We start from the raw sequence: 20,215 nt of genomic DNA, 5'->3' as shown, positions 1-20,215 counted from the left end.
AGTAAATAAATTCCTTTGAGGAAAATCCAAGAAGAATATGTGAAAAATTCACAATAAAAACCTAGGTAGAACTCAAAGTAATTAAATCTCGATAATCGAGAAAAAGAAAACAATACAAGATGAAAACAATAAAATATGTATTCAGTTTATGTCTAGTCGCACTAATGATTTTTAGCTGCGAAGAAGAAGACAACCTAGATTTTGTAGATACCGTAAACGCACCTACAAATCTATCTTTACTAACAGAAATTACACAAGACAATACAGGTTTAGTGAAAATTACACCTTTAGGTGAAGGAGTAACAACCTACAGTCTTGACTTTGGAGATGGCTCTGATGCAGTTGCCGAAATAGCTCCAGGAAGCTACGTAGAACATATTTACGCAGAAGGAACTTATGAAGCTACACTAACAGCTAAAGCGTTAAACGGTGACATAGCAACGTTAACGCAATCAATTGTAGTATCATTTCAAGCACCGCAAAACTTAGTGGTAACCATTGAAAATGATCCGGGCATTTCAAAACAAGTAAATATTACAGCTACAGCTGATTTTGCGATGACAAACCAAATCAATTTTGGAGATGGAAGCGAATTAGTTTCTGGAAATATCGGAGAAACAATCTCACACATTTACGATGATCCAGGAACATACACTATTACTGTTGTTGCCATGGGTGGAGCTATTGAAACAACTACATACACAGAAGACTTTGAAGTTACTGCAATTGTACAACCACTTACTTCAGCGCCTGCACAACCAGCAAGAGCTGAAAGTGACGTAATCTCTATATTTAGTAGTGCTTACAATGATGTAGCAGGAACCAACTATTTTCCAGATTGGGGACAAGGTTCACAAGGAAGTAGTTGGGCAATGTTTGATTTAAATGGAGATCAAATGTTACAATACATCAACCTGAGCTATCAAGGAATAGCTTTAGCAGATGGAACTACAGTAGATGTTTCAGGAATGGAATTTCTTCACTTAGATGTTTGGACAGCTGATGTAGTTACTGATATAGAAGTATCACTTATCAACAATCCAGCTGGAGCATCAGAAGTACCAGTAACACGTCCGTTAACAGCAGATGCATGGACAACCATCGAAATTCCAATTGCAGAATATGTAGATCAAGGACTTTCAGTAAACGAAATCTTCCAATTAAAATTCGTAGGAACTCCTTGGGCAGCAGGAACTGTATTTATTGACAATATATATTTCTACAAAGAAGCTACGGCAACGCCAACAATTGCAGGAACGTGGAAAATGTCTCCAGTGGCAGGATCATTAGCAGTTGGACCTTCACCAGGTTCAGGAGAATGGTTCTCTATCAGTGATGCACAAGTAGCAGAAAGAGCTTGTTATTATGATGATACCTATGTATTTGGAACTGATGGTTCTTTTAGCAACGTATTAGGAGCAGACACATGGATTGAAGGATGGCAAAGTGGAAGCGGAGACGCTTGCGGAGCGCCAATCGCACCTCATGATGGTTCAAACGCAGCAACATACTCATACAATGAAACTGCTGGTACAGTAACATTAAATGGAATTGGAGCATACATAGCATTGCCAAAAGCAAACAATGCAGGAGAACTTTCAAATCCAGCAGATGCACCAAGTTCCATAACATACAATGTAACTCTTGAAGATGCAAACAACATGACCGTCATGATTGAAGCTGGTTCAGGTGTATTCTGGACATTCAAATTAGTCAGAGATGGTGATGTACCGATGTCTCCATTAGCTGGATCATGGAGTATTGCACCAGAAGCAGGATCATTAGCAGTTGGACCATCAGCAGGTTCAGGAGAATGGTTCTCTATCAGCGATGCGCAAGTAGCAGAAAGAGCTTGTTTTTATAATGATGAATATGTATTTGGAAACGATGGTTCCTTCAGTAACGTACTAGGAGCAGACACATGGATTGAAGGATGGCAAAGTGGAAGCGGAGATGCTTGTGGAGCGCCAATTGCACCACATGATGGTTCAAACGCAGCAACATTTGCCTATGATGAAACCGCAGGAACAATAACTCTAAACGGAACAGGAGCTTATTTAGGAATTCCTAAAGCAAATAATGCAGGAGAACTTTCAAATCCAGCAGATGCACCAAGTTCTATAACATACAATGTAACTCTCATTGATAATAACACCATTACAGTCGAAATTGAAGCTGGTTCAGGTGTATTTTGGACATACAAGCTAATCAAAAATTAATAAAGAAAATGATGAAAAAATTTAAAAACATACTCACATCACTATTGGGTATCTTATTACTAACGGTTAGCTGTCAAGATGACGATCCAACTGTAGGTGATTTACTAACACCAACCAATTTGGAGGTTACTGCAACTATAGTTGGTCAAGATGCAAACAATCCAAATGGAGATGGAAGTGGAGTTGTGAACTTTAGCGCTTCCGCAGATGATACTATTACATATAGATTTATATATGAATCTAACCAACAAACTGACCCAACAGGAACAGCAACATTTACTTTCTCAAGTTTAGGAGTAAATACGTATACAGTGACGGTTATTGCTTTTGGTACAGGAGGAAACTCAACATCTACCACAATAACAGTAGATGTGTTAGCAACATATGCGCCTCCAGCAGAATTATTAGAAAAACTAGTTGGAGATGGTTCAAGAACATGGAGAATCAAGTCAGAACAACAAGGTCATTTTGGTTTAGGACCAGTTGGCGGAGTTGTCCCAACGGAATGGTATGGTGCGCAACCAGAAGAAAAAGCAACTGTAGGAATGTATGATGATCGATATATCTTTAATGCGGACGGAACATTTACGTTTGTAACAGACAATACCAATGATGATCCTGTAACGGATGTTTCAGGGACTGTATTTGGTCGTGTAAACTTAATAGATGACTTAGGTGGATCTGGTGGTGAAATTAATGGAGCAGATGTAGAAAACTTACCATATGATGATTTCTCAGAAGCTTGGGCATTAATCGCGCCAGGCGGAGTAGAGACAATTACACTAACAGGAAACGGATTCATAGGATATTATACAGGTGGATCACATACTTACGAGATCTTTGATCGTTCTGTACCTAATGAATTAGTATTAAGAACAACTGATGGAAACGGAGAATTCGATTGGTGGTTTATCATAACATCAGCAGAACCATCAGAAAATAGCTTCCAAACACAATACAACAATTTGGTTTGGGAAGATGATTTCAACACAAATGGAGCGCCAAATGCAGCAAATTGGACATACGACCTCGGTGATGGCGGATGGGGAAATGGAGAACTACAATCTTACACCAATGATGCAAATAACGTAATTGTTGAAGACGGAATGTTAAAAATAACTGCTATAAAAGATGCAGGTGGAAATTATACTTCTGCTCGTTTAAAATCTGAAAACTTATTCGAATTTACCAATGGTAGAGTAGAAGTACGAGCAAAATTGCCAGCTTCGCAAGGTACTTGGCCAGCAATATGGATGTTAGGCGCAAACTTTGATACTGTAGGATGGCCAGTTTGTGGTGAAATTGATATCATGGAACAAAGAGGTCAAGATAAAAATACTGTGTTAGCAACAGTGCATCATCCGGGAGTTTCACCTGGAGCTGGAGATTCTGCAACAACTGCATTACCAACATCTACTACAGAATTTCACAATTATACGGTAGAATGGACACCAACTACAATTACATTCTTAGTAGATGACTTTGTATTTCATACAGTAAACAATGATGCTACATTACCGTTCAATGCAGACTTCTTTTTAATCTTAAATGTTGCCATGGGCGGAACATTAGGAGGAGACATTGATCCAGCATTTACTCAAGGTACAATGGAAATTGATTACGTAAGAGTATATCAATAACAAAATAGGATTTTATTGAATAGCTATATTCACCAATGCTTGCTAAAAATATGTTTGTTCTTTTCGCTACAATGGAAAGAACAAACATTGCAAGTAAAAGGTTAAACAAAATGGACTAAAATCTAGTAAAACTCCTAAAAAAGCACCAAAAAAGTAACGACATCGATTTCGTAAATAATAGTCATCACGTCCTCAAAATAGAAGAAACAGTACACATCAAGGATTTACAGTGAAAAATTGACTATAAAAACACTACAACATTACCACAACATTTAGCTAAATAGCTGGATTTCAATAAAAAAATCTTAAAAAAATGTAAAAATTTTATTTGTTGTGAATCCTTTAAAATCAGTGGGTTTAAATTGAGAAATCTACAATTTTAATGCAATTTAATTACGATGTATGTTTTTTGTTGAGGTTAAAATTAAAGATTTAGCAATAAATATGTATAGTTTTAGTAAAAGAGCTATTCACCAAGAATAAAGGCTCTAAACAAAGATTAAACAAAAACGAATAAATTAATGTGATGAGCTATACAGATCTAGTGTAAAACACCCTATAAAGATCCTTGGCAATTCCATCTGACCAAATTAACAAACTAAAAATAAACAGATGAAAAAAACCTTTCTAACATTAGCACTGATTTTTTTAACAACATCTATCTTTTCACAAACAGATAATGTTACTGTTCAAAAAGATGATCAAGGAATGAAATTGGTTGTTAACGGAAAAGATTTCATGATTAACGGTATGAACTGGGATTATGTACCAATTGGTTCCACAATTACTGATCCAGGAATCTGGAATCGATCAGACGATGTCATCATGTCTGCTTTAGATGCTGAAATGTCCTTATTAAAAAACATGGGCGTGAATGCTATCCGTACATACAATCTAAAACCAAAATGGATTACGTATATCTATGAAAACTACGGTATTTATACAATGCTAAATATCACTTTTGGTGCGTATGGACTCACAATTAATGGAGCATGGACTCCACAAACCGACTATGCAGATCCTGCAACAAGAGAAGTATTGATGAACGAAGCTAGAGAAATGGCTGAAACATACAAAAATACACCTGGTCTACTATTATATATGATAGGAAATGAAAATAATTATCACTTATCTTGGACAGGAGCAGAAACAGAAGCAATTCCAATAGAAGGAATAGATTCAAACAAAATAAAAGCAGCACGTGCTTTATACAAAGCTTTCAATGATGCCACTTTAGAAGTAAAAAAAATAGATACTTCACATCCTGTTGCAATCTGTAATGGAGATTTATTATACATAGATTTAGTTAAAGAAGAATGTAAAGACATAGATATATATGGAACTAACATGTATAGAGGTATTTCGTTTGGAGATGCATTTCAACGTATCAAAGATGAATTAAACATGCCAGTATTGTTTGCAGAATTTGGTGCAGACGCCTTCAATGCTAGAGACAATCAAGAAGATCAATACTCGCAAGCATATTACATGACAGGAAACTGGAAAGAAATATATGCAAATGCAGCCGGATTAGGAAAAGCTAATAACTCACTCGGAGGATTTACATTTCAATTCTCTGATGGTTGGTGGAAATATTTACAAACTAAAAACCTAGATGTTCACGATAACAATGCTTCTTGGCCAAATGGCGGATATTCAAGAGATCAAGCCAAATCAGGAGATAATAACATGAACGAAGAGTGGTTTGGTATTTGTGCAAAAGGTCCAACAGACGCAAGAGGTTTATACACACTATACCCGCGTGCAGCATATTATTCTCTAAAAGAAGCACATCAGTTAAATCCGTATGAAAAAGGAATGACTGCTGATTTTCTTTCTAACTACTTTGATAACATCCAAATCATGGATGCCGTTTTAAGAGCACGTGGAGACAAAGCAGCAATGGGTGGCGGAAGCAATCAAAAAATACGTATCAGTCAACTAAGAGCTGAGTTTACAACATTCAATACAGGTGGAAGCTTAATCACAACACCAAACACAGAAAATCCTAACGAAAATGTGTTTCCAAATCAACTTGGTTTTGATCACATGCAATCTTACTATGTAGGAATAGAAGGAAATCCAGCTCCAAATATGAGAGCTAATGTTAACTTCAACATATTAGGGAATGTAGCAGAAAATCCAATTAATGAAATCTTCTACGAAAATGCAGGAAGACCAATCACTATTGTTGGTGTAGATGGAGGAAATGATATCGATGTAGAAATTGCAGACTTTAACAGACTACGTGTATACAATGCTGAATTTGAATGGAAAACCAAAAATGCAGATGTTCGCGGATTCTATCGTACAGGACACTATCACTGGGGATATGAAGGTGATATCTTCGGATTATATCCTGAAGCAAACTACGGTCCTAATTTAGACATCTACGGAGGTGAAATTCTAGGAGTAGAAGTAGATGGTAAAGGAGCATTAAAAGGTGCTAAAGCAGCATTTGGACCACAACTTTGGTGGGGAGCAAATCCAACAATGTTATTAAAATACACAAGAAACATCAAAGGATGGGACGTAACAGGAATTTATCATAGAGATTTAAATACTGATCTTGAATTTGACGAATCTGGACGCCGTGTTTTAGATGCGAATCAAGTACGAAGCGGTGTAATTCCAGCTTGGCCAATGGAAAGAGCAACAGTTGCTATCGAAAAAGATTTTGGTAAGGTTGGTATTGCTGTTGGAGGTATCTGGGCAGGAAATCCATTAAACGGAAGTGTATTTCAAGATGTAAGAGGAACTTCTGGAAATTACACAGTTGTAGAAGATAAAATCAAGTCAACTGATAACTGGGGAGCAAAAGCAAAAATTACATATGAAGGCGGACGATTCAATTGGTACGCTCAAGGTTCTGTAATGGGATTAGTTGCCAATGGTGGAGCCGATCAAACACAAACATTCACAGGATGGAGATTACGAGACTCAGGTAGCGGAAACATGTCTAACTTCTTATCTGGTTTTACATACACAATGGGAGATTTTCAAATAGCTCCAAACTTTATGTATCAAAAACCATTAGTAGACGCTATGCCAACTGATGTTCCTGCTCCAGGAAGATTACGTAATGTAATTGACGATCCATTCGCTGTAAGAGGAGGAAACCGTGAAATGACAGCAGGAGAAATCTTAATAACATATGATCCAACTCCAGGAACTTGGATGTATGAATGGAATAATGACAGAGCTGAAGATGCAAAATTTGCAGCAAACTTAGGATTTGTATTCCGTCACTTACCAACTACACAAGATGCACACATTGGATTCAATGCAAATCGTACATTTTTTGCATTCCCAAACACAGTACCAGCTGAAGACTTATGGGAAATCAACTCTCGTATGGTGTCTAAAGTATCACCAGAACTAGGAATCATTGGTAATTTCTACTACGGAAATGCACAAGCAAATGGTGACAACCAAAGATTAATCAAAAGATTTGGTGGTGATGTTAGAATGATTTACAACAACATAAAAGTTGAATCACATGTAAAAATAAACGATTGGGGACCATTCGATTATCACAGAGATTTCAACCTAACATATCCAACACAATTGATGTTAGACATATCTACATCATTAGGAAAACCTGACTGGTTTGTCTTACCAAGTACAAGAATTGGAATTCGCGGAACATGGCGTTCATTAAACGAATTTTCTCCAAGATACTCACCCAATGCTACAGCAGGTGAATTCTCAAATGAACCTGTAATCAGTCCAGTAGGATTTGACAATGGAACCGAATGGGAAATTAGAACATACATACACATCAATATTGGAAAATAAAAGCTATAAAAATGAAAAAACTAACAACATACTTTAAAAACACACTGTTCGCAGGCTTAATAATAGCCATGACAGTAAGTTGTGAAAGAGATATATCAGATGATGCTATAGAAGCAACATTCCCAAATACAGCAGATATATTTACTGATGCTCCAGTAGGTCTTACAGATGAATTTTTCACCTCATTCGATCCAGCAGGAGGCGCAAACCCTAACGGTTTCGGTACAGATGAAGATGAAGCATATGAAGGAACAACTTCCATTCGTATAGATGTGCCAGCTCCAAATGATCCTGACGGAGGATTTATTGGTGGTATTTTTAAAGATCGTGGCGCTGGAAGAGATCTTTCTGGATATGATGCACTTACTTTCTGGGCAAAAGGATCTACAACTGCTACCATAGGTTTAGTAGGTTTTGGTACTGATTTTGAAGAAAGTAAATATGCTGTTGGAAGAAACAATATTCAATTATCTACAGACTGGAGAAAGTATACAATTCCAATTCCAGATGCTTCAAAACTTACGCAAGAAAGAGGAATGTTTATTTTCTCTGCTGGAACTGATAGTACGAATGGATTCGGATTTACCTTTTGGATGGACGAAATCAGGTTTGAAAACTTAGGAACTGTAGCACAACCACGTCCAGCAATCCAAAATGGAAATGATGTGGCGCAACAAACATTCATTGGAGCTACAATTGAACTAGACGGACTAACACAAACATTCAATACTGCTTCTGGACAAGATGTAACTGTAACTGCAGCACCAAGCTACTTTACATTCACATCTTCAAATCCTGGAGTCGCTACAGTAAATGAATTTGGAGTTGTAACAGTAGTAGGAGCAAATCCTATGGATGTTGATGGAAATCCAATTTTTACAACAATTACTGCATCATTAAATGGTATAGAAGCCGCAGGTTCCCTTATCATAGACTCTCAAGGAACATTTACGGCAGCACCAGTACCAACAAGAGATGCTAGCTTAGTAAAATCTGTTTTCAGTGATGCGTATACAAACGAACCAGTAGAATACTACAACGGATATTATGCTCCTTTTCAAACAACACAAGGACAAAATGATATCGTAATTAACGGTGATAACATTATAAAATACTCACAGTTAAACTTTGTAGGAATGCAGTTCTCTCAACCTACAATCAATGGTTCGAGCATGACGCATTTACACTTAGACATCTTTGTAGAACAACCAAATCCACTTGATGGAGCTGACTTTATAAGAGTCGTTTTACAAGATTATGGATCAGATGGAACTTTTGGAGGAGGAAATGACTCTGAAGGATCAGTAACATTCAACATACCAGTATTAGTAAATGATGACTGGACAAGTTTAGATATTCCGTTAGATCAATTTGGATTAACAAGTCAAGCAAACTTAGGACAAATCTTATTAGTGTCTGATGCTACAATAACGGATGTATTGGTAGACAATATCTATTTCTACGAAGTACCTAGTGCACCAACTATTGCAGCACCAACACCAACAGATCCAGGAGCAAATGTAATCTCATTATTCAGTGATGCATACACAGATGTAGTCGTAGATACATGGAGAACACCTTGGTCGGCAGCTGCAACTGTATTTGATGATGTAATGGTAGATGGCAACCCAACAAAAAGATACACTGATTTAGGTTTTGTCGGAATAGAAACTACATCAAACACTGTTAATGCTTCTGCAATGACACACTTACGTATGGATGTTTGGTCATCAACATATACTTCATTCAATATCAAGTTAGTTGATTTTGGACCAGATAATGCTTTTGGTGGTGGAGATGATACAGAACATGAAATAAGCATTCCAAATCCGGCTCAAGGCGAATGGGTAAGTCTAGACATTCCATTAACAGACTTTGTTGGATTGACAAACACATCAAACATTGCGCAATACATATTAGTAGCACAACCATTTGAAGCTACAGACGTATTTGTTGACAACATATATTTCAGAAACTAACAGCTAACATCAAAACAATATAGACATGAAGCTTATAAATAAAATTAGTTTAAGAAGACGTGATACCTTACTTATAGGATTGATGTTACTTGCTATAGCAGCACTTACAATAAGTTGTGAAGCAGATGAAACACAAGAGGTAACAACATTAACAAATCTAACATTTGAAGATAATTTCGATACAGCTGGCGCTCCAAACAGCGCCGTTTGGAACTATGATATCGGAAACGGAACTGCAGATACAGGACCAGGATGGGGAAATAATGAATTACAATATTACACAAATCGCCCAGAAAATATCCGTGTTGAAGATGGAGTATTAAAAATAATTGCAACTCAAGAATCTTTTGAAGGATCTGGATATACATCTGCAAGAATCAACACCAAAGGATTATTTACACAAAAATACGGACGTTTTGAAGCGCGTATCCAATTACCTTGGGGACAAGGTGTTTGGCCTGCATTTTGGCTACTTGGAGAAAATATTGATACTGTTTCTTGGCCATTCTGTGGAGAAATTGATGTCATGGAAAATCGTGGACAAGAACCAACTGTAGTAACAGGTTCTGTACACGGACCTGGTTACTCAGGAGGAAACGCAATCTCAAAAGAATATGATTTAGTTAACGATAGACTAGATACAGGTTTTCACATTTTTGGAATAGAATGGGGTCCAGATTATATCAACTATTACATAGACGATGTACTATACAATCAAATCACACCAGAAGATGTAACAGGAGACTGGGTTTTCAATCAACCATTTTACATCATTATGAATGTAGCTGTAGGAGGTTCATTTGCAGGACCACCAAGTCAGCAAACAGTATTTCCACAAACCATGCTGGTTGATTATGTACGTGTATATCAATAACATATTCTAATACATACAAAATAAATAATTCCCCTACTTATTACAAGAGTAGCAATAATGACCGATTAATGATTAAAGAAGCAAGTTTAGATCAAGATATTTTATCTCATATGTCTCAAATAGAAACAGTACACATAGATAACGAACGTTTTTACAAAATCTCTAATAGTGATACCATTCGACCTTTTTTTATGAGTATCGTTAGTGATTCCGATCACTGGATGTTTATATCAAGTAATGGCGGATTGACAGCAGGACGTAAAAACTCAGAATTTTCACTATTTCCTTACTACACGGACGACAAAATTACGGAGTCTGCAGAAATAACAGGTAGTAAATCTATTTTTCAAGTCACGAAAAATAATAAAAATCACTTATGGGAGCCTTTCTCAGAGCGATTTGAAGGAATGTATGAAGTATCTCGTAATCTTTACAAAAATAACTACGGAAACAAAGTAATGTTTGAAGAAATCAATCATGATTTACAGCTTACATTTCGTTATCAATGGAACTCTAGTGATGAATTCGGATTTGTAAAAAAATCTCAACTCATAAACAATTCAGAAGAAAAAGTAAGTATCAACATACTCGACGGAATCCAAAATGTATTGCCATACGGAGTAGGATCTGATTTGCAAAATGCAAGTAGTAATTTGGTTGATGCCTACAAAAGAACTGAATTAGAGGAAAGTACAGGTTTAGGAATTTTTGCATTGAGTGCTATTATTGTAGACAAAGCAGAGCCAAGTGAAGCTCTAAAAGCCAATATAGTTTGGTCTTTAGGATTTGATAATGCACAATATCTATTATCGTCATTACAACTAAGAGCATTTCGTAAACGTCATCCAATTCAGCAAGAAGTAGATGTAAAAGCAGAAAAAGGAGCGTATTTCATAAATGCTACCGTAAACTTGAAAGCTTCTGAAAGCAAAAATTGGTGTACCATTACAAATGTAAATCAAGATCATAGCAGTATTGCAGCGCTTTCATATCGTATAAAAAACGAATCGAACTTAAAGCAAACAATTCAATCAAGTATTGATCAAGGAACGCAAAATTTGGTTGCGTTAAATGCAGCTTCTGATGGAATTCAATTATCGGCTGATAAGTTTAGAGATACACGTCACTTCTCTAACACGTTGTTCAATATTATGCGTGGAGGAATTTTTGACAATAACTATCAAGTAGAGAAGTGGGATTTTACAAACTATCTAGCAAAAGCAAATAAAAAAGTAGCGAGAACTTCAGAAGAAATCATAGCGCAATTACCAGAAGAATTCTCATTTACAGAATTACAAGCAATTGCATACAATAATTCAGACAGAAACTTTAGACGTTTATGTTTAGAATACATGCCACTAAAATTCAGTCGTCGACACGGAGATCCAAGTCGTCCTTGGAATAAATTCTCTATCAACACACGAAGTGAAGTAGATGGCTCTAAAATATTAGATTACGAAGGAAACTGGCGTGATATTTTTCAGAATTGGGAAGCATTGGCACATTCATATCCAGAATTTATTGAAAGTATGATTCATAAATTCTTAAACGCTACAACGTTTGACGGATACAATCCTTACCGTGTAACCAAAGACGGTTTTGATTGGGAAACCATCGAGCCAGATGATCCGTGGTCATACATTGGATATTGGGGAGATCACCAAATCATATACTTACAAAAGTTTTTAGAAATCATAGAAAGTCACAAGCCAGGAAAACTGGAAAGTTTCTTTGATAAAGACTTATTTGTATATGCCAATGTTCCTTACAGAATCAAGCAATATGCAGATCTGCTAAAAAATCCAAAAGATACCATTGAATTTGACGAAGCATTAGATCACAAAATTCATCAACAACGTGAAGAATTAGGTGCTGATGGCGCATTATTACGTGATGAAAACAGATTCATTGTGAAGGTAAACTTTATTGAAAAAATACTTGCGACAACCTTATCAAAACTATCCAACTTTATTCCTGAAGGTGGAATTTGGATGAATACACAACGCCCAGAATGGAATGATGCAAACAATGCACTAGTAGGGAATGGCGTATCTATGGTTACACTATGTTACCTAAGACGTTTCTTAAAATTCTTTGAAAACATCTTTGAAAAATCAACAACGGAAACGGTTGAAGTATCTAGAGAATTAGTAGATTTTTTCCATAAAATATCAAACACATTTACAGCAAATGAAACATTATTAAAAGGAAAAATTAATGATGATGATCGCAGAAATGTACTAGATGGTTTAGGAAATGCGGGAAGTTCATTCAGAAAGCAAATATACAATAATGCATTTTCTGGAAGGAAAACAAGTCTTTCTATTAATGAGGTAAAAGCATTTGTAACTACAAGTTTAAGATATTTAGAACACTCAATAGAAGCTAACAAACGAGCAGACAATCTGTATCATGCATACAACTTAATGACTGTTGAAGATACTGGCGAAATATCTATTTCATATCTAAATGAAATGTTAGAAGGACAAGTTGCTGTATTAAGTTCAGGGTATATCTCATCACAAGAAGCTTTAGCTGTGTTAGATGGTTTAAAAAACAGCAAACTATTCAGACCAGATCAGTACAGTTACTTACTATATCCAAATAAAGAGCTAAAAGGATTCATAGAGCGTAACACCATTCCGAGAATAGCCGTTACCGAATCAAATTTATTACAACAATTGGTTGATGATGGAAACAAAAAAATCATCACACAAGATGTAAATGGAACCTACCATTTCAACGGAAACTTTAAAAATGCAGCCGATCTTTCGGAAGCATTACAAGAACTTAAAAATACATCCTATGCCGAATTAGTAGAATCAGAAAGTTCACATGTTTTAGAAACTTTTGAAGAAGTATTCAATCATAAAGCATTTACAGGACGTTCAGGAACATTCTACGGATACGAAGGATTAGGTTCTATCTATTGGCATATGGTTTCAAAACTACAATTAGCTGTATTAGAATGCTGTTTAAAAGCAATTCGTGAAAAGCAAAGTGATGAAATTGTTGGCAGACTTCTAGAACATTATTACGAAATCAACGAAGGAATTGGAGTGCATAAATCACCATCATTATATGGAGCGTTCCCAACAGATCCGTATTCACATACGCCTGCAGGAAAAGGTGCGCAACAACCAGGAATGACAGGACAAGTAAAAGAAGATATCTTAAGTCGTTTTGGTGAACTTGGTGTTTTTGTAGAAGAAGGAAAACTTTTCTTTGATCCATGCATGTTACGTAAAGATGAATTCTTATTAAAAAATAACACATTCAAATACATAAACATTGCCAAAGAAGCAAAGGAAATATTAGTGAGCAAAGGTTCACTATGTTTTACATATTGCCAAGTTCCTGTCATCTATACAATAACTGAAAAAGAAGCATTAAATGTTCATTTCAGCAATGGAAGTACTGCAACATTCAACAACTTAACCTTAGATGCTGAAACAAGTCAAAAAGTATTCAATCGCGCTGGAGACGTAGTACAAATCAACGTACATATCAAAAAAGAGCATCTAAAATAAAAAAACAGAGACAATCATGAGATCACTAAAGCACATATCTAAACTACTATTAGTAACGCTATTACTGGTGTCTTGTGAAAATTCGCAACAAAAGAAAGCGTCGTCAGAACCACAAACACAAAAAGAAGTGACAGCGAAAGATATACTAGGAAACAAAAAATATCAAGCAATTTCATATGGCGGTTATCGCACCAAAACACGCGATGTACAACCAACAGTAAATGAACTAAAAGATGATATGAAGATTCTCCATGCGATGGGCATCCGAGTTTTACGTACATACAATGTACAACTACCACATGCGGCTAACATTTTAAAAGCAATCAGGGAACTGAAAAACGAAGACACAAATTTTGAGATGTATGTCATGTTAGGTGCATGGATTGATTGTAAAAACGCTTGGACAGACCAAGTACCCGATCACAATCAGGAAAGTGAACAAAACGCAGATGAAATCGCAAGAGCTGTCGCATTGGCGAATCAATATTCAGATATCGTAAAAATCATAGCAGTCGGTAACGAAGCTATGGTAAAATGGGCTGCAAGTTACTATGTGCAACCTGGCGTAATTCTAAAATGGGTAAACCATTTACAAAACCTCAAAAAAGAAGGGAAACTATCAAAAGACTTGTGGATTACAAGTTCAGACAACTTTGCTTCTTGGGGCGGCGGAGACAAAATATATCATGTAGAAGATCTTGACAAACTTATCAAAGCAGTTGATTATATCTCAATGCATACCTATCCAATGCATGACACACACTATCATCCTGTATTTTGGGGAACCGATGGTGACGATTCCAAATCGAGTCTTGAAAAAATCGATTATGCAATGTTAGAAGCAAAGAAATATGCAATCTCGCAATATGACAGTGTATACAATTACATGAAAAGTTTAGGTGTTAACAAACCAATTCACATTGGCGAAACTGGTTGGGCGTCGTTTTCAAATGGACACTATGGAAATACAGGTAGCAAAGCTACTGATCAATACAAAGAAGAAATCTATTACAATCACATGCGACAATGGACAGACAATGCAGGAATGTCTTGTTTTTACTTTGAAGCTTTTGATGAAATATGGAAAGACGCTCGCAACCCTGGTGGTTCAGAAAATCACTTCGGATTATTTACAATTGACGGAAAAGCTAAATACGCATTGTGGGATTTAGTTGATAAAGGAGTTTTTAAAGGGCTATCTAGAAATGGAAATCCTATCACAAAAACATACAATGGAAACAAAGATTCACTTCTACTAGAAGTGCAACTACCACCAGTAAACGGTAACAAGTTGTTAACTCATTAATCATGAAAAAACTAAAAACATATAGCATAATACTACTCATAATGACAACAGCTTGTCAAGAAGAAAAATCAGCGCCTACGCTAGAAGCGGAAGTATATGAAACTTCGGAAAGTGGAAATAAACTTACCAAATTAACGGAGTTTGCATCTCCAGAAGACACAACGAAAACGACTTCGATGGTGCTTACGCCAGAAAAACAATACCAAACTATCACAGGTTTTGGAGGTGCTTTCACAGAATCATCGGCATACTTACTAAACAAGCTAAGCAAACAAAACAGAGATAAAATCATCAAAGCCTATTTTGATAAAGATGGAGCAAACTATTCACTGACAAGAACACATATGAATTCCTGTGATTTTTCACTCACAAACTATTCATATACGCCTGTAGCAGATGATGTAAACCTTGAACACTTTACCATAGAAGAAGATCGTGATGATCTTATTCCGATGATCAAAGATGCAATGGCAGCTTCACAAGATGGCTTCAAAATATTTGCCTCACCTTGGTCTGCAGCACCTTGGATGAAAGACAACAATAGTTGGGTAGGCGGAAAACTACTACCAAAATATTACGACACTTGGGCATTATTCTTCTCAAAATATGCAGATGCTTACAAAGCAGAAGGTATAGATATTTGGGGATTTACTGTTGAAAATGAGCCACACGGAAACGGTAACAATTGGGAAAGTATGCACTACACTCCAAAAGAAATGACTCAATTTGTACAATATCACCTTGGTCCAAAACTAGAAAAAGACGGAAAAGGAGATTTAATCATCTTAGGATATGATCAAAATCGTGCAGGACTCAAAGAATGGGTAGATGTGATGTACAAAGATGAAGCTTCCTCAAAGTACTATGATGGAACGGCAATTCATTGGTACGAAAGTACTTATGAGATATTTGCAGAAGATTTACAATATGCACACAACAAAGCACCAAACAAATACCTAATAGAAACTGAAGGTTGTATTGACGATGAAGTTCCTGTATGGAAAGATGATGCTTGGTATTGGAAAAAAGAAGCTACAGATTGGGGCTGGAAATGGGCAAAAGAAGAAGATAAATACTTACACCCAAAATATGCACCCGTAAATCGTTATGCGAGAGACATCATAGGTTGCCTCAACAACTGGGTTGATGGTTGGGTAGACTGGAACATGGTATTAGACAAACAAGGTGGACCAAACTGGTTTAAAAACTGGTGTATAGCTCCTGTAATTGTCGATCCTGATACAGACGAAGTATACATGACACCATTATACTACACCATGGTTCATTTCAGTAAATACATTCGCCCAGGAGCAAAAATCATAGACGTAAAAAATACAGACAAAGACTTAATGGTTACCGCTGCAAAAAATCCTGATGGAAACATTGCCGTAGTAGTATTTAATGAAGGGAAAGCTGAAAAATATTTCTCTCTAACATTAGAAGGAAAAACCAAAAATATATCGATACAACCACAAGCAATTCAAACGATTGTAATCACTAACCAACCAAACTAAAATAATTATGTCTTCAGCAAAAAATAAAGTACCATTTGGACAAAAAGTTGCCTTTGGACTAGGAATGCTAGCAAATCAAATGTTTCCAGCTGCGCTAGGAATTTTTATGGTAGTACTCGTTAAAGACTTAGGATTTGAAGGTTGGCAATGGAGTTTAATCTATTTCCTACCGAGGATCTTTGATTCTTTTACAGACCCAATCATGGGATTCATATCTGACAACACAAAATCTAAATGGGGAAGACGTAGACAATATGTATTCATAGGAGCTATCATTATGGGAATATCCTTTGTGATTATGTGGCAATTATATAGAGATGCTGGAATAGATTACAACTTCATGTATTTCATGCTTTGGTCATTTGTATTTTATTTAGGATTGACCATATTTAGTGTACCATATGTAGCCATGGGATATGAAATGAGTGAAGATTTCCATGAACGTACAAATATCATGGCTGTCGCACAATGGATAGGACAATGGGCTTGGGTAATAGCACCTTGGTTTTGGGTTATAATGTATGATCCAGAATGGTTTCCAAGCGCAGATGTAGCAACTAGATCACTAGCTGTTTGGGTTGGAATTGCCTGTATGGTTTTGGCAATGGTTCCAGCTTTATTTATAAAAAGTGAATCAACTCTAGATAAAGATTATATACCACTTACCTTAAGTAATATTGGAGGAAGTCTTAAAGAAATTTTTGATGGATTTGTAGAAGCTTTCAAATCAGTTCCATTTAGAAGACTATGTATTTCTACCTTTTTTATATTCAATGCATTTAATACAGTAGCTGCCTTTTCGTTTTTTATTGTAGTATACTATTTATTCAATGGAAACGCTGGTGATGCTGGTATATGGCCAACATTGTTTGGTAGTTTGGGAGCACTCATAACGACATTTGCTGTAATCCCAATAGTTACATGGATGTCCAAAAGAATGGAGAAGAAAAAAGCATTTCTAATATCACAAGGTATTTCAATTTTTGGATACATTTTGCTTTGGTTTCTCTTTGTTCCAGGTAAACCATATATGTTCATCTATGCATTGCCTTTTTTCTCTTTTGGTATCGGAAGTTTATTTGTACTCATGATGTCAATGACAGCAGATGTAATTGATTTAGACGAATTAAATACAGGAAAACGAAGAGAAGGTATTTTTGGAGCAATTTATTGGTGGATGGTAAAATTTGGTTTTGCTATTGCAGGTGGTTTGAGTGGTTTAATTTTAACCTTTGTAGGTTTTGATTCAACGCCAGATGCCGTTCAAACAGAAGAAGCTATCACAGGATTAAGAATATTCTTCTCAGCAGTGCCAATAGTAGGAACAATAATCGCAATGGCTGTAATGTGGAATTATTCTGTTTCAGAAGAAAGAGCTAACGAAATAAGAGCTGAATTAGATAAAAGAAAAAATAAACCAACATCTACAGCAACAGCATACGATCAAGAAGCAAAATTATCATTACTTGGCGGACTTGACGTTAGAATAGATACTTCAAATGATATTGATTACAATGCAAAAAATATCAGAGAAATAACCACCTTATTCAAAGATTCACTAAACACAGGATTACACGGTTTATGTTTCAGTCCGTACAAAGAAGGACAAGATATCGGAGATCAGTTGACGGAAGATCAAATAGTACACAGAATCAATATTATAGCTTCTCATACAAAATGGATACGTTCTTTTTCATGTATGGATGGTAATGAATTCATTCCAAAAGCAGCACGTGCACGAGGTCTCAAAACGATGGTAGGAGCTTGGATAGGACATGATAAAAAACGTAACGAAGAAGAAATCAATTCATTAATGCAATTGGCAAAAAATGGTTTTGTAGATGTAGCCGTTATCGGAAATGAAACCTTAATGCGTAATGAATTAAGCGAAAAAGAAATCATAGATTACATAAAACGTGTCAAAAAAGAATTACCAAACATTCCTATTGGCTATGTAGACGCTTACTACAAATACTTAGAACATCCTGCGCTTGTTGATGCTTGCGATGTAATCCTAGTAAACTGCTATCCTTTCTGGGAAGGAAGTAGCATAGAAGATGCTTCCGTATACCTAAGAAGAATGTATGCTGTAACAGAGAAAATAGCAAAAGGCAAAAAAGTAATTATCACTGAAACAGGCTGGCCAGATCAAGGTTCAAATTCTAATGGAGCTGTTCCTTCATCAGAAAATGCAATGAAATATTTCATAAACACTCAAAAATGGTCTAGAGACGAAAACATATCAGTTTTCTATTTCTCTTCATTTGATGAATCATGGAAAATGCGTCACGAAGGAGATGTTGGAGCACGTTGGGGAATTTGGGATAAAGATGAAAAACAAAAATTTATATAAAAACAACATACTCATAAAACTAGCAAATAGTTGGTCTCAAAAGATTTAAAGAGAAATAATAAGTCAATTTAACCAGAACAAAACAAAGAAATGTCATACAGAGACGAAGAATATCATATATACGGAGGAATTAATTTCACCGAACATTCAGGAATAGATTTCGAAAAATATACTGATGTAGACTTACAAAAATTATGGCGAGCTACGCTAAAAAAAGGAATGCATGGAATTTGTTTTAGTATGTACGAAGACGGACAAGAACCAGGCGATGTAATAAGTGTAGCACAAGTAGAAAGACGTGTTAAAATCTTAAAACCATATGCTAAGTGGATACGTTCTTTCTCGTGTATTGAAGGGAACGAACACATTCCGCGTATAGCAAAAAAACATGGAATGAACACCATGGTTGGCGCTTGGTTAGGAGATGATAAAGAAGAAAATGAAAAAGAAATCGAAGCCTTAATAGAATTAGGAAAAGAAGGTCTTGTAGATATCGCTGCTGTTGGAAACGAAGTATTATACAGAAACGATCTTACACTAGAAGAACTTCTGGCATATATAAAAAGAGTAAAAGAAGCACTCCCAAATGTACAAGTAGGATATGTTGATGCGTATTACGAGTTCTCAGTTCATCCAGAACTTGTAGAAATCAGCGATGTAATCTTAAGCAATTGCTATCCATACTGGGAAGGTTGTCACATAGACGGTTCACTAGCACACATGCAGCAAATGTTTGGACAAGCGTCCCATGCAGCACAAGGCAAAAAAGTTATCATAACAGAAACTGGTTGGCCAAGTCAAGGTGGTAGTTTAAGAGGAGCGGAATCTTCAGAGATAAACGCTATGAAATATTTTATTAACACTCAAGTTTGGGCAGAAAAAGACAATATAGAAGTCTTCTATTTTTCGTCATTTGATGAATCATGGAAAACTGGTGACGAAGGCAATGTCGGTGCGTATTGGGGTCTTTGGGACAAACATGAGCAATTAAAATTTTAACTA

At 36.1% G+C, this 20,215-nt stretch carries 10 protein-coding genes; all 10 read left to right on the top strand.

The genetic code is table 11. From position 1 onward, the window contains the following. The first annotated feature begins 119 nt into the window (after positions 1-119). The 10 genes from ACOQOS_RS04210 (at position 120) to ACOQOS_RS04165 (ending at position 20,212) form a co-directional block, all read left to right on the top strand. Positions 120-2,219, top strand: a complete 2,100-nt coding sequence (locus tag ACOQOS_RS04210; RefSeq protein WP_420573716.1) for a PKD domain-containing protein — start codon at positions 120-122, stop codon at positions 2,217-2,219. Positions 2,220-2,227: 8 nt separating this feature from the next. After that, positions 2,228-3,859 carry a family 16 glycosylhydrolase gene (locus tag ACOQOS_RS04205; RefSeq protein WP_420573715.1) on the top strand — a complete coding sequence of 544 codons (1,632 nt, stop codon included), beginning with the start codon at positions 2,228-2,230 and terminating at the stop codon, positions 3,857-3,859. A gap of 612 nt (positions 3,860-4,471) precedes the next feature. Then, positions 4,472-7,657: a glycoside hydrolase family 2 TIM barrel-domain containing protein gene (locus ACOQOS_RS04200; RefSeq protein ID WP_420573714.1), complete on the top strand. Its 3,186-nt coding sequence runs from the start codon at positions 4,472-4,474 to the stop codon at positions 7,655-7,657. A gap of 11 nt (positions 7,658-7,668) precedes the next feature. Next, the gene (locus ACOQOS_RS04195; RefSeq protein ID WP_420573713.1) at positions 7,669-9,636 is read left to right on the top strand and encodes a hypothetical protein; all 1,968 of its coding nucleotides are present in this window, start codon (positions 7,669-7,671) and stop codon (positions 9,634-9,636) included. Positions 9,637-9,661: 25 nt separating this feature from the next. Beyond that, positions 9,662-10,510 (top strand): glycoside hydrolase family 16 protein, encoded by an 849-nt coding sequence (locus tag ACOQOS_RS04190; RefSeq protein ID WP_420573712.1) that lies wholly within the window; start codon positions 9,662-9,664, stop codon positions 10,508-10,510. A gap of 68 nt (positions 10,511-10,578) precedes the next feature. Then, positions 10,579-14,040: a hypothetical protein gene (locus ACOQOS_RS04185; protein WP_420573711.1), complete on the top strand. Its 3,462-nt coding sequence runs from the start codon at positions 10,579-10,581 to the stop codon at positions 14,038-14,040. Positions 14,041-14,056: 16 nt separating this feature from the next. Continuing rightward, on the top strand, positions 14,057-15,346 hold the full coding sequence (locus ACOQOS_RS04180) for a glycosyl hydrolase family 17 protein (protein WP_420573710.1): 1,290 nt from the start codon (positions 14,057-14,059) through the stop codon (positions 15,344-15,346). A gap of 2 nt (positions 15,347-15,348) precedes the next feature. Further along, the gene (locus tag ACOQOS_RS04175) at positions 15,349-16,860 is read left to right on the top strand and encodes a glycoside hydrolase family 30 protein (RefSeq protein WP_420573709.1); all 1,512 of its coding nucleotides are present in this window, start codon (positions 15,349-15,351) and stop codon (positions 16,858-16,860) included. Positions 16,861-16,867: 7 nt separating this feature from the next. Beyond that, entirely contained in the window at positions 16,868-19,213 is a 2,346-nt protein-coding gene (locus ACOQOS_RS04170) for an MFS transporter (RefSeq protein ID WP_420573708.1), read from the top strand. 90 nt (positions 19,214-19,303) lie between these two features. Beyond that, entirely contained in the window at positions 19,304-20,212 is a 909-nt protein-coding gene (locus tag ACOQOS_RS04165; protein WP_420573707.1) for a glycosyl hydrolase family 17 protein, read from the top strand. Positions 20,213-20,215: the final 3 nt, after the last annotated feature.

Source organism: Kordia sp. (assembly GCF_965224175.1).
Lineage (GTDB): Bacteria > Bacteroidota > Bacteroidia > Flavobacteriales > Flavobacteriaceae > Kordia.
Note: the sequence above shows the minus strand (reverse complement) of the source record. Positions and strands in the feature narration are given on the sequence as shown.

Bases quoted from the DNA above. Each gene is read 5' to 3' on its own strand.
- ACOQOS_RS04210 (WP_420573716.1), top strand. From the start codon at position 120: ATGAAAACAATAAAATATGTATTCAGTTTATGTCTAGTCGCACTAATG.
- ACOQOS_RS04205 (WP_420573715.1), top strand. From the start codon at position 2,228: ATGATGAAAAAATTTAAAAACATACTCACATCACTATTGGGTATCTTA.
- ACOQOS_RS04200 (WP_420573714.1), top strand. From the start codon at position 4,472: ATGAAAAAAACCTTTCTAACATTAGCACTGATTTTTTTAACAACATCT.
- ACOQOS_RS04195 (WP_420573713.1), top strand. From the start codon at position 7,669: ATGAAAAAACTAACAACATACTTTAAAAACACACTGTTCGCAGGCTTA.
- ACOQOS_RS04190 (WP_420573712.1), top strand. From the start codon at position 9,662: ATGAAGCTTATAAATAAAATTAGTTTAAGAAGACGTGATACCTTACTT.
- ACOQOS_RS04185 (WP_420573711.1), top strand. From the start codon at position 10,579: ATGATTAAAGAAGCAAGTTTAGATCAAGATATTTTATCTCATATGTCT.
- ACOQOS_RS04180 (WP_420573710.1), top strand. From the start codon at position 14,057: ATGAGATCACTAAAGCACATATCTAAACTACTATTAGTAACGCTATTA.
- ACOQOS_RS04175 (WP_420573709.1), top strand. From the start codon at position 15,349: ATGAAAAAACTAAAAACATATAGCATAATACTACTCATAATGACAACA.
- ACOQOS_RS04170 (WP_420573708.1), top strand. From the start codon at position 16,868: ATGTCTTCAGCAAAAAATAAAGTACCATTTGGACAAAAAGTTGCCTTT.
- ACOQOS_RS04165 (WP_420573707.1), top strand. From the start codon at position 19,304: ATGTCATACAGAGACGAAGAATATCATATATACGGAGGAATTAATTTC.